Source organism: Halomonas sp. YLGW01, from assembly GCF_014840935.1.
GTDB lineage: Bacteria > Pseudomonadota > Gammaproteobacteria > Pseudomonadales > Halomonadaceae > Onishia.
On the sequence record NZ_CP062005.1, the window covers coordinates 929,819 to 944,230 of the forward strand.

The window sequence follows — 14,412 nt, forward strand, 5'->3', positions numbered from 1 at the left end:
AGTCGATGAGAGTCGTGCACGTCAAGAACGCCCAGCAGCGCGAGGCCTGCCTCGCCCGGCTGTGTGCCGAGGTCTACGGTCACCAGGCGGGGCTGGCGCCGCTGGCCACCTTCGCCGGCACCCTGGGCGTGCTGGTCAAGCAGGAAGCCGCTCGTGTACTGGCGCTGGTCGATAACCAGCAGCGCCCGGTGGCCCTGGCATTGCTGGTGCTGGACGAGGCGGGGCAGGGCATGGAAGTGTCGCTGCTCACGGCCCTCGAGGGCAGCAGCGTGGCGAACCCCGCCCAGCGCCTGATTCAGGAGCTCGCCCTCAAGGCGCCGCTGAAGGTGGTGGCAAGCGATGCCAAGCAGGAGGCGATGTTCCGCGAGGCGGGCATCACGCGCTGGTTCGACGGCGAACAGGGGCTACGCATCGGGCTCGGGGCCCAGCATCCGGCCGAGGGGTTGGATGACCTGACGCGGACGCTCGCCTTCGATGAGCGCTCGGTGGTGGCCTCTTTCAAGCAGGACAAGGACACCTTCGAGGGCTACAAGTCACGCTTCGTACGCGGCCTGGAATCCTTCCCGACCACGCTGTAAGGCCGCCCCGTCACGCGAAGCGAGGCGGAGGTATCCGCCGAGGTGTCGGCGGCTTCGCCCAATGGCGGGCTTGACCCTTCTCGCTGCGGGCGCTTGGATAGAAGGCTTTTCCGCTCTTTCACGAGCCTGTTCACCAAGGCTCCAGCACAAGGAAGGTTTTGATGGCCAAGCGTATCCAGCTCGCCCGCACCGGCGGTCCCGAGGTTCTCGAGTTCGTCGATGTCACGCCCGTGGAGCCCGGCCCCGGAGAGGTCCGGGTTCGCAACCAGGCAGTGGGGCTCAACTTCATCGACATCTATGTGCGCACCGGCCTCTACCCGGTGCCGGCGCTGCCTTCCGGCCTCGGCACCGAGGGCGCAGGCGTGGTCGATGCCGTGGGCGAGGGCGTGACCCACCTGGCGGTGGGGGATCGGGTGGCCTATGCCCAGGGGCCCCTGGGCGCCTACGCCGAGCTTCACACCCTGCCTGCCGAGAAGGTCGTCACCCTGCCCGAGGGCGTGGACGTCGACACCGCCGCGGCCTCGATGCTCAAGGGCCTCACGGTGCAGTACCTGCTGCGCCAGACCTATCCGCTCAAGGGCGGCGAGACCATCCTCTTCCATGCCGCCGCCGGCGGCGTCGGCTCGATCGCCTGTCAGTGGGCCAGGGCCCTGGGCGTCAGGTTGATCGGTACCGTCAGCTCCCCCGAGAAGGCCGCCCTGGCCGAGAAGAACGGCGCCTGGGCGACCATCGACTACACCAAGGAGGACGTGGTCGAGCGGGTGCGCGAGCTCACCAATGGTGAGATGGTGGATGTGGTCTACGACTCGGTGGGCAAGGACACCTGGGAGACCTCGCTTGATTGTCTCAAGAAGCGCGGCCTGATGGTTAGCTTCGGCAACGCCTCCGGCCCGGTGGAGGGCGTCAACCTGGGCATCCTCAACCAGAAGGGTTCGCTCTTCGTGACTCGGCCGAGCCTCAACGGCTATGCCGATACCCGCGAGCGCCTCGAGGCCATGAGCGAGGAGCTCTTCGCGATGCTTGAAAGCGGCAAGATCACCATCGACATTGCCCAACGCTACCCGCTGGCCGATGCAGGCAAGGCCCAGCAGGCCCTGGCTGGCCGCCAGACCACCGGCTCGACCATTCTCGTGCCCTGACGCAGTTGATGAGCGACTAGGGATGCTGAAACGCGCGACGCCCGCCATATCAATGGCGGGCGTCGTCGTTTGCTCTAGAGTTTACTTCCCGCCGGGCGTGAGGTCCGGCGGGCGGCGAGGCGGCGCTTAGAGGGTAGGCATGGTGAAGTGGTTGGTCTCTTCGCGGATGCCGCTGGGCCAGCGCTGGGTAATGGTCTTCATGCGAGTATTGAAGCGCACGCCATCCGGGCCATGCATGTGCAGCGGGCCGAACAGCGAGCGCTTCCAGCCGCCGAAGCTATGGAAGGCCATGGGCACCGGGATCGGCACATTCACGCCGACCATGCCGACCAGAATCTGCTCGCAGAACTGGCGGGCGGCATCGCCGTCGCGGGTGAAGATGGCGGTGCCGTTGCCGTACTCGTGATCGTTGATCATGGCAACGGCCTCATCGAAGCTGGCGGCGCGGGCGATGGCCAGCACCGGGCCGAAGATCTCTTCTGCGTGGATGCGCATGCCCGGCGTGACATGATCGAACAGCGAGCCACCGACGAAGTAGCCATCGCCGGCCCCTTCGATGGTGACGTCGCGGCCATCCACCACCAGCTCCGCGCCTTCCTCGACGCCGGAGGCGATGTAGCCCTTGACCTTCTCCAGATGCTCCTTGGTGACCAGCGGGCCCATGTCGTTGTCGGGACCGTCGACCAGCCCCGGGCCGACGCGCAGCGTCTCGAGCCGTGCGATGAGCTTCTCGCGCAGGCGCTTGGCGGTTTCCTCGCCCACCGGCACCGCCACCGAGATCGCCATGCAGCGCTCGCCGGCGCTGCCGTAGGCCGCCCCCATCAGGGCATCGACCGCCTGGTCCAGGTCGGCATCGGGCATGATGACCATGTGGTTCTTGGCGCCCCCTAGCGACTGGACCCGCTTGCCATGCTGGGAGGCGGTGGCGTAGATGTACTCGGCGATGGGGGTGGAGCCGACGAAGCTGACGGCCTGCACCCGCTCGTCGGTGAGCAGCACGTCCACCGACTCCTTGTCGCCGTTGACCACGTTGAAGACGCCATCGGGCAGCCCGGCTTCCTTGAGCAGCTCGGCTAGGCGCATGGGCGTGGAGGGATCCTTCTCGGACGGCTTCATGACGAAGGTGTTGCCGCAGGCCAGGGCGATGGGGAACATCCACATCGGCACCATGGCCGGGAAGTTGAACGGCGAGATGCCGGCGCAGACGCCCAGCGGCTGCATCATCGAGTAGCTGTCCACGCCGGTGCCGACGTTCATCGAATGCTCGCCCTTCTGCAGGTGCGGAATGCCGCAGGCAAATTCCACCACCTCGAGGCCACGGGTCACTTCGCCCTTGGCATCGGAGAACACCTTGCCGTGCTCGCGGGAGATCATGGCCGCCAGTTCGTCGGTATGGGCCTCGACCAGTGCCTTGAACTTGAACAGGATGCGCGAGCGCTTGAGCGGAGAAATCCGTGACCAGGCCGGGAAGGCCTCAGAGGCAAGCCGCACGGCTTCCCGGGTTTCGTCCGCGGTGGCCAGCGCTACCTGGGCGCTCTGCTCGCCGGTGGCCGGGTTGAAGACCGGGGCGTAGCGCTCGCTGCGGCCCTCGACGATGCTGCCGTTGAGAAAGTGGTGAATCTGGTTCATGTCGAATACCTATGTCGAATTACGAAATCGAATCCCCGGGCCGCCATGTCGAACAGCCATGACGCGTTCGCTGAATGGCACCGAGTGGGTGTTAGCGTCGCATGCCGGTTAGTTGCCGATCGTGAAGCCGACCTGTTCGGCCAGGGCGTGCAGGTTGCGATAGCCCAGACGCGCATAGGTCAGCGGGTCGGCCACCTTGGGGTCCTGCTCGGCCTCCACGACCAGCCAGCCTTGATAGTCGCTCTCGCGAAGCACGTTCAGGGCGGGCAGGAAGTCGATATTGCCGTCTCCCGGGACGGTAAAGAGGCCATCGAGCACCCCGTCGAGGAAGCTCTTGTCGCGGTTGCGCAGCTCGTTCAATACGGGGAAGCGCATGTCCTTGCAGTGCACGTGCTTGATGCGTGAGGCGTAGCGCTTGGCGGTGGCAAGCGGGTCGCCGCCGGCACCGACCAGGTGTCCAAAGTCGAGCAGCAGGCCCACGGAGTCCCGGGTGCTGTCCATCAGGCGTTCGACATCGGCCTGGCTCTCTACCACCGTGCCGAGGTGATGGTGATAGGCCATATGCACACCCTGCTCCTTGAGGTAGTCGCCGACCACGTTGAGGCCCTCGGTGAGGCGGGCCCAGTCGTCCTCGCCAAGGGTCGGGCGCCGGGACACGGGGCGGGACTGGTCGCCGTGGATGCAGTGGCTGACCTCGCAGAACACCATGACCTTTGCGCCACACTGCTTGAGCAGGTTGAGGTGATCCTTGACCGCCTCGATTTCCTCTTCTGGACTGCGCTCCAAAAGGCGGCTGGAGTACCAGCCGGAGACCAGCGACAGGTCATGGTCGCCCAGCACCTTCGACAGGGCATCGGGGGTGCGGGGAAACTTCTGGCCGAGCTCGAAGCCCGAGAACCCCGCTTCACGCCCCTCGGTCAGGCAGGTCTCAAGCGGAGTGTCGCCGCCGAGGCTCGGCAGGTCGTCGTTGGTCCAGGTCAGCGGATTGATGCCGAGGCGAATGGTCATGGTGTGCTCCTTGAAGGCGATCTGGCCGCCGGCGTGGCGTTCGGCGACCGGTCATTGTGGGTTGTAGTAAGTGGGTGCTGGCTAAGCTGTAACGGCATCAGTGATGCTGGTGTGTCTTGGCCTCGACGTAGCCGCGATAGGCCTTTCTGACCTCCTCGCGCTCGGAGACCTCCGGCACCGCGACCTCCCACCAGGCGCCCCCTTCGGCGGTGCTCGGCAGCGGGTCGGTGTCTAGGGCGATCACGTAGGTCGACGAGGCCTGGCGGGCGCGCTGAAGGGCCGCTTCCAGGGCCGCGATGCTGCTGACCGACTCGGCCTGGCACCCCAGGGCCCGGGCGTGGGCGGCGAAGTCGGTCTTGGGGGCGCCCTCCGGTACCGTCTGGCAGTCCTTGAGCAGGTTGTTGAAACCGGCGCCCCCGGTGGCATGCTGCAGCCGGTTGATGCAACCGAAGCCCCGGTTGTCGAGCACCACCACGATCAGCTTGTGTCCAAGCATCACCGAGGTGGCGAGCTCCGAGTTATGCATCAGGTAGCTGCCATCGCCGACCATCACGAAGACCTCCCGCTCCGGCCTGGCCATCTTCACCCCCAGGCCACCGGCGATCTCATAGCCCATGCAGGAGAAACCGTATTCGACGTGATAGCTGCCGGGCCCGGCCGCCTGCCATAGCTTGTGCAGCTCGCCGGGCAGGCCGCCGGCGGCACAGACCACGGTACCGTCGTCGCTGGCCTGACGGTTCACGGCTCCGATCACCTGTGCATCGGTGGGCAGTTCAAGGCCACCGTCGGCGGTGACGCGGTTAACCACGTTCTCCCATTCCCGCTTGAGGCCGCCGGCCTGCTCGCGCCATTGATCGTCGGCGCTCCAGGCGTCGAGCGACGCGTGCAGCTGCTCGAGACCCACCTTTGCATCGCAGCTCAGGGGCAGGGCGTGATGCTTGGCACTGTCGAAGCGGCCGACGTTCAAGGCCAGCAGGGTCAGGTCGTCGCGCTCGAACAGCGCCCGGGAGCCGGTGGTGAAGTCCTGCAGGCGGGTGCCCACGGCGAGGATCACGTCGGCCTGTTCGGCGAGGCGGTTGGACGCCGCACTGCCGGTGACGCCGATGGCGCCCACGCTCTGCGGATGGGTGTCGGGCAGGGCGCCCTTGCCGGCCTGGGTCTCGGCCACGGGAATGCCGTGAGCCCGGGCGAAGCGGTCCAGCGCCTGGCAGGCATCGGCGTACTGCACGCCACCCCCGGCGATGATCAGCGGTTGCTTGGCCTTACGCAGGGCCTGGAGGGCCTCGTCCAGCTCACGGGGCTCCGGTGCCGGGCGACGAATGCGATGCACACGCCGTGCGAAGAAGCGCTCCGGGAAGTCATGGCTGAAGGTCTGCACGTCCTGGGGCAGCGACAGGGTGGCCGGGCCGCAATGCTCGGGATCGAGCAGGGTGGCGATGGCCTGTGGCAGGCTGGTCAGCAGCTGTTCCGGGCGCATGATGCGGTCGAAGTAGCGCGATACCGGGCGGAAGCAGTCGTTGACGGTGATCGTTGGGTCATTGAAGTGCTCGAGCTGTTGCAGCACCGGGTCCGGTTCGCGGGTGGCGAAGGTGTCGCCGGGCAGCAGCAGCACCGGCAGCCGGTTGGTATGCGCAAGGGCCGCGGCGGTGACCATGTTGGCGGCGCCGGGGCCGATCGAGCTGGTGACCGCCATCATCTGCCGCCGCCCCTTGGCCTTGGCGTAGGCGATGGCGGCATGCGCCATGGTCTGCTCGTTGTGGGCGCGATAGGTCGGCAGGCTGTCTTGAGCGTGATAGAGGGCCTCGCCGAGACCGGCCACGTTGCCGTGACCGAAGATGGCGAAGACGCCGGCGAACAGCGGCACTTCCTCGCCGTCGAGTTCGATGTGCTGGGCGGCCAGGTACTTGACCAGTGCCTGGGCCATGGTGAGTCGAATGGTGCTCATGACAGGGTGTCCTCTGTGATGGGCTGGGCGCTGCGCAGCTGCTGCCAGGCCTGGATCAGTTCGGCGTAGTTGCTGGCCACTCGGTCGATCAGCTGGCCGTCATCGATGGTGCCGGCCAGCCAGTCGCGGCTGGGGGCGGAAAACAGTGTGCGACCGACGGTGAAGCCCTTGCACTGGGGGTGACGGGCGGCAGCGGTGAAGCCGCGCTTCATGTCCTCCATGGGGGCATCCAGTCCCAGCAGCACGACGCCGCGACAGTGCGGGTCCTGAGCCTCGATGGCCTGGCTGACCGCTTCCCAGGCGGTATCAGACATCGTCGGCAGCTTCCACCAGTCGGGGCGAATGCCCAGGTGATAGAGCCGCTGCACGGCCCGGGCCAGGGTCTGGTCGTCAATGTCTGCCTGGTTGGGGGGAATCACCTCGACCAGCAGTTCCAGGTCATTGGCACAGGCCGCCTGGTAGAGCTGGCGCAGGCGTGCTTCCTGATCGAGGCGCAGCTCGACCGGGTCGTCCGGATGATAGAACACCAGGCACTTGATGATGTGCTCCCTCGGCCAGTGCTTCAGGCGGCTCCCCAGGTCGTCCCCGTGTTGGAAACGCAGCGGCCGAGAGCTTGGCAGCTCCACTGGGCGGCCGATCCACCAGCCCTTTCCGGTGGCATCGTTCAGCGCGTCCTGACCGAAGACATCGTCGACCAGGATCGCCGGTGTGGCCAGACCGGTACGGCGCCCGCCTTCCTCGGCGGCCTTGACCAGCAGCTGTTTCAGGGCCGGGATACGGGCGGGGTCGGCCTGAACCTCGCGAGCCATGTCGGTGAGCTGGCGGCGGTGATCGAAGGCCAGACCGCAGACCTCTGGCCATTCCTTGGGCACCCGGGTCGTGACCCGGTGCAGGTGGTTGAGCCCGGCATCCTGATCGGGGCGCTTGACCGTGCCCCGGCGTGCCACATAGTCGAACAGCTCGGCCTCGGTGGGCATGGCCGGGGCGCAGCCATGGCGCGAGACCACCAGGGCGCCGCAGGCATTGGCGTAGGTCGCGCTGGTCTGCCAGTCTTCGCCGCGCAGCCAGCCCCGCAGCAGGCCGCTCATGAAGGCGTCGCCGGCGCCGAGCACGTTGAGCACCTCTACCTTGACGCCTTCGACGAGGATGCCGTCCTCGAGGTGCGCTGGAATCTCGCCCTCGATGATCACACAGCCCAAGGCGCCGAGCTTGCACACCAGGGTGGCCGCACTGACCGCACGCACCGCGCGCAGGGCGGTGAGGGTGTCGGTGCTGCCGCCGGCGATATGGAATTCTTCCTCGGTGCCGACGATCAGGTCGAAGTCGGGCAGCCAGGCCTGGAGGTCCTTCGTCACGGTATCGTCGGCGATGAAGCGGGTCTCGCCGTCACCGGGCGAGGTCAGGCCCCACAGCACCGGGCGGTAGTCGATGTCCAGGACCCGTTTGACGCCATGGTCGGCGGCCGCATCCAGCGCCTTGCGGCAGGCGCGGGCGGTGGTGTCGGTGGACAGGTGGGTGCCGGTGATGGCCAGCGCCTTGGCGCGGGCGATGAAGGCCGGGTCGATGGCCGCATGATCGATGGCCATGTCGGCGCAGTCGCGGCGATAGAACAGCAGCGGGAAGCTGTCGCGATCCTTGAGGGCCAGCAGCACCAGGCCGGTATGACGCTCGGGGTCGACCTGCAGGGCGCTTACGTCGACGCCGGCACGCTCGAGTTCCTCGCGCACGAAATTGCCCATCTGCTCGTCGCCGACTCGAGAGAGCATGGCGGAGTTCAGGCCGAGGCGGGCGGTGCCGTAGGCCATGTTGCCGGAGCTTCCGCCCAGGTACTTGGCGAAGCTGGCCACGTCTTCCAGGCGGCTCCCCACCTGTTCGGAGTACAGATCCACCGCGACGCGGCCGAGGCAGATCAGGTCCAGCGATCGTGTAGTTGTAGTTGTTGCTTGCATATCGTCTCTCCGCGTCGCCTATGACGTCGCGCCGCTGCGTTGGAGGGGCCACTGGCCCCGGTAGGCGCTACGACGCATGTATCGATCAATGGTTAAAAAGTGAAGGCATCCCTGAATCGCCCGAGCGCTGCTTCGTCATCGCCCGATGCCCAGCCCTCGAGCCCGACGGTGCCTCGGTAGCCCATCTCGTCGAGGGCGCGCGCGATGGCCGGATAGTGAATCTCACCGCTGCCGGGCTCGCAGCGCCCCGGCACATCGGCGACCTGGATCTCACCGATATAGGGCCCACAGCGTTGCATGAGCTCGATCAGGTTCCCCTCGCCGATCTGGGCGTGATAGAGATCCAGCATGATCCGAACCTCCGGACGATCGACGCTTGCGATCAGCTCCAGCACGTCCTCGGCCCGAGCGAAAGGCACGCCGGGATGGTCAACCTGGGTATTGAGGTTCTCGAGCACGAAGGTGACCTCATGCTGCTGGCCCAGGTCGGCCAGGCGCGACAGGGTGTCGTGGGCACGGATCCACATCGCTCCCGTGATCCGGTCGGCGGGCTTGACCGGCAGACCTTCCCCGTCCAGGCCGGTGCCGTGCAGGTTGAGGCGAGGAATGTTCAGGCGCTTGGCCACGGCGATTGATTCCCTGGCCGTCTCGACCAGACGATCGGCGCCTTCCTTGTCGTCAAGGCTGCCCTCGATATAGCCGGTCATGGAGGAGAAGGTGGCCCCGGTGTTGGCCAGTGCGTCGATGTCATGGCGAGTCCAGTCCCAGATCTCCACCTGGAAGCCCAGGGCATCGAGCTTGCGCACCCGCTCCACGACCGGCAGGTCGCGAAAGAGCATCTCGGCACAGGCGGCCAGGGTGAAGGGGGAGGTCCTTGTGTGTTGATTCATCTCGCGTGCTCTCGTCATGTAAGTGGGTCGGGGCGTAATGCTGCGGTCGTCACGGGTGTATCAGGCGTCCGCGAGCTCCACCCAGTCACCGTCGTGATGCGAGCGCTCGATGGCCTCGATCAGGGTGTTGACCCGCCTGGCCTGTCGGAAGTCGGGGGTGAGCGGCTTTTGACCGGCCAGCCCCTCGATCAGGTCACGGATCTCGATGATCTTCTGGTCGTTGTAGCCAAGCCCGTGCCCCGGGGCCGGGCAGAAGGCGGCGTAGTCGGGATGATCCGGGCCGATCAGCAGGGTGCGAAAGCCCCGCCGGCCGCTCGGTCCTTGCTGCTGGTAGAGCTTGAGCTCGCTCATGCGCTCCTGGTCGAAGGTGATGGCGCCCTTGGTGCCGGTAACGGTGTAGGCCAGCCCCATCTTGCGGCCCGAGGCGATGCGCGAGGTCTCGATGCTGCCGATCAGGCCGCTGTCGAAGCGCAGCAGCGCCTGAGCGTGATCGTCGTTCTCGACCGGTCGCATGCCGCTGCCATCCGCCAGGGGACGCTCTGTGATCACGGTTTGGAGCTGGCCGCAGACCTTGGTGATGGAGCGTCCGGTCAGGTATTCGGCCATGTGCAGAATGTGGGAACCCAGATCGCCCAGGGCGCCGGCGCCTGCGGTCTCACGAAAGGTGTGCCAGTCGTGAGGCGTGGCCGGGTCGGCCATGTAGTCCTCGTTGTGACGGCCACGGAAGTGGATCACCTCGCCAATCTCGCCGCTGGCGATGATCTCCCGGGCCAGCTGGGTGGCGGGATTGCGCACGTAGTTGAAGCCGACCAGGGTCTTGACGCCGGCGCGCTGTGCCGCCGCGACCATCTCGGCGGCGTCGGCGTCATTCAGCGCCATGGGCTTCTCCAGGTACACATGCTTGCCATGGGAGATGGCCGCCAGGGCCATCTCCTTGTGCAGGAAGTTCGGCGCGCAGATGTCCACGACGTCGACCCTGGGGTCGGCTACCAGCGCACGCCAGTCGCCGGTAGCGCGGGCGAAGCCCAGCTCACGGGCCTTGCGGGTCGCCAGCGTCTCGTCGACCTCGGCGAGCAGCTCGCAGACCGGTGCCGCGGGCAGGTCGAACACCCGGGGCGCGGCATGCAGGGCAATGGCATGGGCCTTGCCCATGTAGCCGGTGCCGATCAGTCCGATGTGGAGGGATGTCATGGCGTAGTCTCCATGGAACAGTAAGGTGGTCGCCCTCAGGCGACCTGGCTCTTCTGCTGCTGGTCGCTGCGCTGGAACTCGGCCAGCTCGGCATCGAGGCTCTCGAGCTCGGCGCCGCCCGCCATCATGTTGAGGACCTCCTCGCGGGTGATCTCTTCCTTGCGGAAGGAGCCCAGGCTGCCGCCGCGCTTGAGCAGGGTGAAGGCATTGGCGACCGGGTAAGCGTGATGGACGTTGTGGGTGATGAAGATCACCGCCAGGCCATCGGCGCGGGCCTTGGCGATGTAGCGCAGCACCACCGAGGCCTGCTTGACGCCCAGTGCCGAGGTCGGCTCGTCGAGGATCAGCACCTTGGCGCCGAAGTACACGGCCCGAGCGATCGCCACGCACTGACGTTCGCCGCCGGAGAGGGTGCCCACCGGCTGGCCGGGATCTCGCACGTCGATCCCGATCTTGGACATCTCCTGCTTGGCGATGCGGTCGGCATATTTCCAGTCGATGCGCTTCATGGGGCCCCAGCCCACGGTGGGCTCCCGGCCCATGAAGAAGTTGCGGGTGATCGACATCAGGGGAATCATCGCCAGGTCCTGGAAGACGGTGGCGATGCCCGCGTCGAGGGCATAGGCGGGAGACTTAAAGCGCACGGGCTCGCCGTCCAGCAGCATCTCGCCATGGGTCGGCTTGTGGACCCCCGACAGGGTCTTGATCAGGGTGGACTTGCCCGCGCCGTTATCGCCAAGCAGGCACATGACCTCTCCGGAGTGGACCTTCAGCGAGATATCGCTCAGGGCGATCACGCTGCCGAAGTGCTTGCTGACGTTGCGCATCTCGATCATCGGCTTGAGTTCTTTCATCTCACTTGGCCTCCATCGCCTTCTTGCGCATAAAGTTGTTGAACAGCACGGCCACCAGCAGCATCACGCCGAGGAAGACCTGGAACCAGTCGGTATTGACCCCGGTATAGAAGATGCCCATCTGCACCAGACCGAAGATCAGGGCACCCAGCGCCGCCCCGATGGCCGAGCCGTAGCCGCCGGTGAGCAGGGCGCCGCCGATGACTACCGCGATGATCGCCTCGAGCTCCTTGAGCAGGCCGCGAATGGTGTCCGCCGAACCGGTATCCATCACCTGCAGGCAGGCGAAGATGGTCGCGGAGAAGGCGGTGAACATGAACAGCGAGATCTTGACCCGGTGCACCGGCACCCCTGAGTTGCGCGCCGCATTGGCATCACCGCCGCTGGCGAAGATCCAGTTGCCATAGGGGGTGCACAGCAGTACCCAGGTCGCGATGGCGGTCAGCGCCAGCCACCAGACGATGGAGACCGGAATGCCGGTGACCGTCGGATTGCCGGCGAAGTTGGTGGCGATCCAGCCCTGAGTGGCCATCCAGGTGAAGAACCCAGTGGCCACCTCGCCCGAGAAGAGGGTGGCGAACCAGTCGCCGGCGATATGCTCCTGAACACCGCCGATCTGGGTGCGCCCGGTCAGCAGGCGGCTGATGCCGATCGCCAGGCCGCGCAGGATGAACAGGAAACCGAGGGTCACAATGAAGGAGGGCAGGCCGGTCTTGTTGACCAGATAGCCGTTGAACCAGCCCACCAGGCCTGCGCAGGAGAAGGCCAGCAGGATGGCGGCCCACAGCGGCCAGCCGTATTGCACGGCGGGAATGGCGATCAGGATGCCCGCCAGGCCAATCATCGAGCCGATGGACAGGTCGAACTCGCCGCCGATCATCAAGAGTGCCGCGGCGGTGGCGATGATGCCCAGCTGAGCGGCCACCTCGAGGAAATTGACGATACCGGACGGGGTGAACATGCCGGTGCCGCTGGCGGCAACGATGAAGAAGGAAAGGACCAGCACCGTGCCGGCTAGGGCGCCAAACTCGGGACGGCTCAGGGCCAGCTTCCAGAAGGGTACCTTCCTCAGGCGTTCATCCTGCGGCTCTGCCGGTGCGCTGGCAGCTTGGGGGGTTGCATTGGACTTCATGATGGTCGACTCCTGGGGTCCGGTCGTGCGGGCCCCTCAGTTGGCGGATGATCAGCGAATGCCTTGTTTGCTCAGCTCGATGACCTGGCTGGCGTTCTCCTGGGTGACGAAGCCCGGACCGGTGGGGACGTCGCCGGCAGGCAGCAGACCGTTCTTGGCGTACTGATCGAGGAACATCACCGGGAGATAGCCCTGCAGGTACTGCTGCTGGTCGATGGCGAAGTCGAGCTCCCCCTGGTTGATGGACTCGAGGATGCTGGGGGAAAGATCGAAGGTGCCCAGGGTGAACATGTCGGTGGCGCCCTGTTCGCGCATGGCCTTCATCATGGGATCGGCGGCCAGGGTCCCGAGCGTCAGGATGCCCCCGATGTCGCGGTGCTGGTTCAGGTACGCGGTGATGGCGTTGCGGATTTCCACGGGGTCATAGGTCGTCGCCAACTGCTCGGCATTGCCGTCGAAGCCGGCGATGAAACCGTCACAGCGCTGGTCGAGGCCCTGGTTGCCCTGCTCATGGTTGACGCAGAGACCCTTCTCGACCCCCATCTCCTGCATGCGCTCGGCGGCGCCCTTGCCGGCTTCGTATTCACTTTGCCCGATGTGCATCCTGGCCCCGTACTCGGCGGCCACATCTCCCCCGGAGTTGATGGTGATGACTGGAATGCCGTTGTCGGTGGCGTCTTGCACCACCTTCCCCAGGGCATCCTCGTCGGTGAAGGAAATGATCAGCCCATCCGGGTTGGAGGCCACGGCCGCCTGTGCCAGCTGCTGCATCTTGGCCATGTCGAAGGTAGACGGCGCGCGATACTCGACGGTGGCCCCGACCGCGTCGGCCGCGGCTTCCGCCCCGTTCTTGACCACGGTCCAGAACGGGTCCGAGGGGACACCATGGGTAACCATGACGAATCGATTCTGATCGGCCTGAGCCAGACCGCTCATCAAGGTGGCGGCTGCCGTTGAAGCGATCAGGAGCTTGGTGAGTCGTGGCATGGTGAAAGGTCCTCTTGTCGTTGTAATTCGCATCGTGGTCAGTCTCTGCCGACCCAGATGGAATATAGATTCCATTTTCATCCGGCTGCAAATTAAATGTTTTATACTTTGGTCCCTTTGGAACATGTGTTCCAAAGAGCTAGGCTCAGTACGACAACGATTCACCAGCCCGGGCGCCCTTGGGTGACCCGGCTAGAGCAGGAAGAGTGACCCATGACGACTCCTCAGGATTTTGCGGAACTCGAAGCCCACATCGCGCGGGACTACCCCTCGTTGAGCCGCCGGCTTCAGCAGACGGCGCGCTTTCTGCTCGACCACCCTCAGGAAGTGGCCTTCGCCACCGTCGCCAAGCTAGCCGATCAGGCCGAAGTGACGCCGTCGACGCTGATCCGCTTCGCCAACAGCTTCGGCTTCAAGGGGTTCTCGGAGATGCAGCAGCTCTTTCGGGGACGCCTGATGGACGAGCTGCCGAACTATGCCGAGCGCATCCGCGCGGTACGCACGGCCACCGGCGAGACGCCGGACAGCACCCAGCTGCTCTGGGAGTTCGCCGATGCCAATCGCGAGGTGCTCGAGGAACTGCCCGGGCGGATCAACCCGAAGGATCTGGAACAGGCCCTGGATCTGCTCGAGAAGGCCGATGCGGTGCATGTGATGGGAGCACGGCGCAGCTTCGTGGTCGCCAGCTACCTCACCTATGCCCTGCATCACATCGACAAGCGGGCCTTCCTGATCAATGGCCAGGGCGGCATGTATCGCGAGCAGATCCGTTCCATCGGCGCACGCGATGTCCTGCTGCTGGTGAGCTATTCGCCCTACGCGCAGGAATCCCAAGACGCCGCGGCGGAAGCGAAGGAGCGCGGCATTCCACTGGTGGTGATCACGGATTCAAGCCTCAGTCCGCTGACTCGCCTGGCGGACGTGGCCCTCATCGTCCATGAGGCGGAGGTCAAGAGCTTTAGAGGGCTCACCGCTTCCCTGTGCCTGACGCAGACCCTGGCGATCTCGCTGGGCATTCGCCAGGACCAGGGGCAGGAGACGTCCTCGACATCGTCATCATCGGGCTCCTGAGAGAGCCTTCAGCGGAATCGCTGTGCCGTCAGTCCACCA

At 65.8% G+C, this 14,412-nt stretch carries 12 protein-coding genes; 3 read left to right on the forward strand and 9 right to left on the reverse strand.

Annotation, left to right across the window (positions count from 1 at the left end; all coding sequences use genetic code 11):
• The first annotated feature begins 5 nt into the window (after window positions 1-5).
• Complete coding sequence (locus IEJ03_RS04295) at window positions 6-578, forward strand: hypothetical protein (protein ID WP_192036460.1); 573 nt, start codon at window positions 6-8, stop codon at window positions 576-578.
• Between the two features lie 161 nt (window positions 579-739).
• Window positions 740-1,717 carry an NADPH:quinone reductase gene (locus IEJ03_RS04300; RefSeq protein ID WP_192036461.1) on the forward strand — a complete coding sequence of 326 codons (978 nt, stop codon included), beginning with the start codon at window positions 740-742 and terminating at the stop codon, window positions 1,715-1,717.
• A gap of 126 nt (window positions 1,718-1,843) precedes the next feature.
• Here IEJ03_RS04300 and IEJ03_RS04305 read toward each other — a convergent pair whose 3' ends face one another.
• From IEJ03_RS04305 to IEJ03_RS04345, 9 genes are all read right to left on the reverse strand, one after another.
• Complete coding sequence (locus tag IEJ03_RS04305; RefSeq protein WP_192036462.1) at window positions 1,844-3,346, reverse strand: CoA-acylating methylmalonate-semialdehyde dehydrogenase; 1,503 nt, start codon at window positions 3,344-3,346, stop codon at window positions 1,844-1,846.
• Window positions 3,347-3,454: 108 nt separating this feature from the next.
• Complete coding sequence (gene iolE, locus IEJ03_RS04310; RefSeq protein ID WP_192036463.1) at window positions 3,455-4,354, reverse strand: myo-inosose-2 dehydratase; 900 nt, start codon at window positions 4,352-4,354, stop codon at window positions 3,455-3,457.
• A gap of 97 nt (window positions 4,355-4,451) precedes the next feature.
• Window positions 4,452-6,299, reverse strand: coding sequence for a 3D-(3,5/4)-trihydroxycyclohexane-1,2-dione acylhydrolase (decyclizing) (gene iolD / locus IEJ03_RS04315; protein WP_192036464.1), 1,848 nt, complete (start codon window positions 6,297-6,299; stop codon window positions 4,452-4,454).
• The gene (gene iolC / locus IEJ03_RS04320; protein ID WP_192036465.1) at window positions 6,296-8,248 is read right to left on the reverse strand and encodes a 5-dehydro-2-deoxygluconokinase; all 1,953 of its coding nucleotides are present in this window, start codon (window positions 8,246-8,248) and stop codon (window positions 6,296-6,298) included. The genes iolD and iolC overlap by 4 nt, the downstream gene beginning before the upstream one ends.
• 92 nt (window positions 8,249-8,340) lie before the next feature.
• Window positions 8,341-9,138 carry a TIM barrel protein gene (locus IEJ03_RS04325; protein ID WP_192036466.1) on the reverse strand — a complete coding sequence of 266 codons (798 nt, stop codon included), beginning with the start codon at window positions 9,136-9,138 and terminating at the stop codon, window positions 8,341-8,343.
• A gap of 60 nt (window positions 9,139-9,198) precedes the next feature.
• Window positions 9,199-10,329: a Gfo/Idh/MocA family oxidoreductase gene (locus IEJ03_RS04330; RefSeq protein ID WP_192036467.1), complete on the reverse strand. Its 1,131-nt coding sequence runs from the start codon at window positions 10,327-10,329 to the stop codon at window positions 9,199-9,201.
• A 35-nt stretch (window positions 10,330-10,364) separates the two neighbouring features.
• Window positions 10,365-11,183, reverse strand: coding sequence for an ATP-binding cassette domain-containing protein (locus IEJ03_RS04335; protein ID WP_192036468.1), 819 nt, complete (start codon window positions 11,181-11,183; stop codon window positions 10,365-10,367).
• A gap of 1 nt (window position 11,184) precedes the next feature.
• Window positions 11,185-12,315: an ABC transporter permease gene (locus IEJ03_RS04340; RefSeq protein WP_192036469.1), complete on the reverse strand. Its 1,131-nt coding sequence runs from the start codon at window positions 12,313-12,315 to the stop codon at window positions 11,185-11,187.
• 51 nt (window positions 12,316-12,366) lie between these two features.
• Window positions 12,367-13,302, reverse strand: coding sequence for a sugar ABC transporter substrate-binding protein (locus tag IEJ03_RS04345; RefSeq protein WP_192036470.1), 936 nt, complete (start codon window positions 13,300-13,302; stop codon window positions 12,367-12,369).
• A gap of 213 nt (window positions 13,303-13,515) precedes the next feature.
• Between IEJ03_RS04345 and IEJ03_RS04350 the strand changes: the two genes are divergently transcribed.
• Entirely contained in the window at window positions 13,516-14,373 is an 858-nt protein-coding gene (locus IEJ03_RS04350; protein WP_192036471.1) for a MurR/RpiR family transcriptional regulator, read from the forward strand.
• The last annotated feature ends 39 nt before the right edge of the window (window positions 14,374-14,412 follow it).

Bases quoted from the DNA above. Each gene is read 5' to 3' on its own strand.
- IEJ03_RS04335 (WP_192036468.1), bottom strand. From the start codon at position 11,183: ATGAAAGAACTCAAGCCGATGATCGAGATGCGCAACGTCAGCAAGCAC.
- iolD (WP_192036464.1), bottom strand. From the start codon at position 6,299: ATGAGCACCATTCGACTCACCATGGCCCAGGCACTGGTCAAGTACCTG.
- IEJ03_RS04340 (WP_192036469.1), bottom strand. From the start codon at position 12,315: ATGAAGTCCAATGCAACCCCCCAAGCTGCCAGCGCACCGGCAGAGCCG.
- IEJ03_RS04330 (WP_192036467.1), bottom strand. From the start codon at position 10,329: ATGACATCCCTCCACATCGGACTGATCGGCACCGGCTACATGGGCAAG.
- IEJ03_RS04305 (WP_192036462.1), bottom strand. From the start codon at position 3,346: ATGAACCAGATTCACCACTTTCTCAACGGCAGCATCGTCGAGGGCCGC.
- iolC (WP_192036465.1), bottom strand. From the start codon at position 8,248: ATGCAAGCAACAACTACAACTACACGATCGCTGGACCTGATCTGCCTC.
- IEJ03_RS04325 (WP_192036466.1), bottom strand. From the start codon at position 9,138: ATGAATCAACACACAAGGACCTCCCCCTTCACCCTGGCCGCCTGTGCC.
- IEJ03_RS04345 (WP_192036470.1), bottom strand. From the start codon at position 13,302: ATGCCACGACTCACCAAGCTCCTGATCGCTTCAACGGCAGCCGCCACC.
- iolE (WP_192036463.1), bottom strand. From the start codon at position 4,354: ATGACCATTCGCCTCGGCATCAATCCGCTGACCTGGACCAACGACGAC.
- IEJ03_RS04350 (WP_192036471.1), top strand. From the start codon at position 13,516: ATGACGACTCCTCAGGATTTTGCGGAACTCGAAGCCCACATCGCGCGG.
- IEJ03_RS04295 (WP_192036460.1), top strand. From the start codon at position 6: ATGAGAGTCGTGCACGTCAAGAACGCCCAGCAGCGCGAGGCCTGCCTC.
- IEJ03_RS04300 (WP_192036461.1), top strand. From the start codon at position 740: ATGGCCAAGCGTATCCAGCTCGCCCGCACCGGCGGTCCCGAGGTTCTC.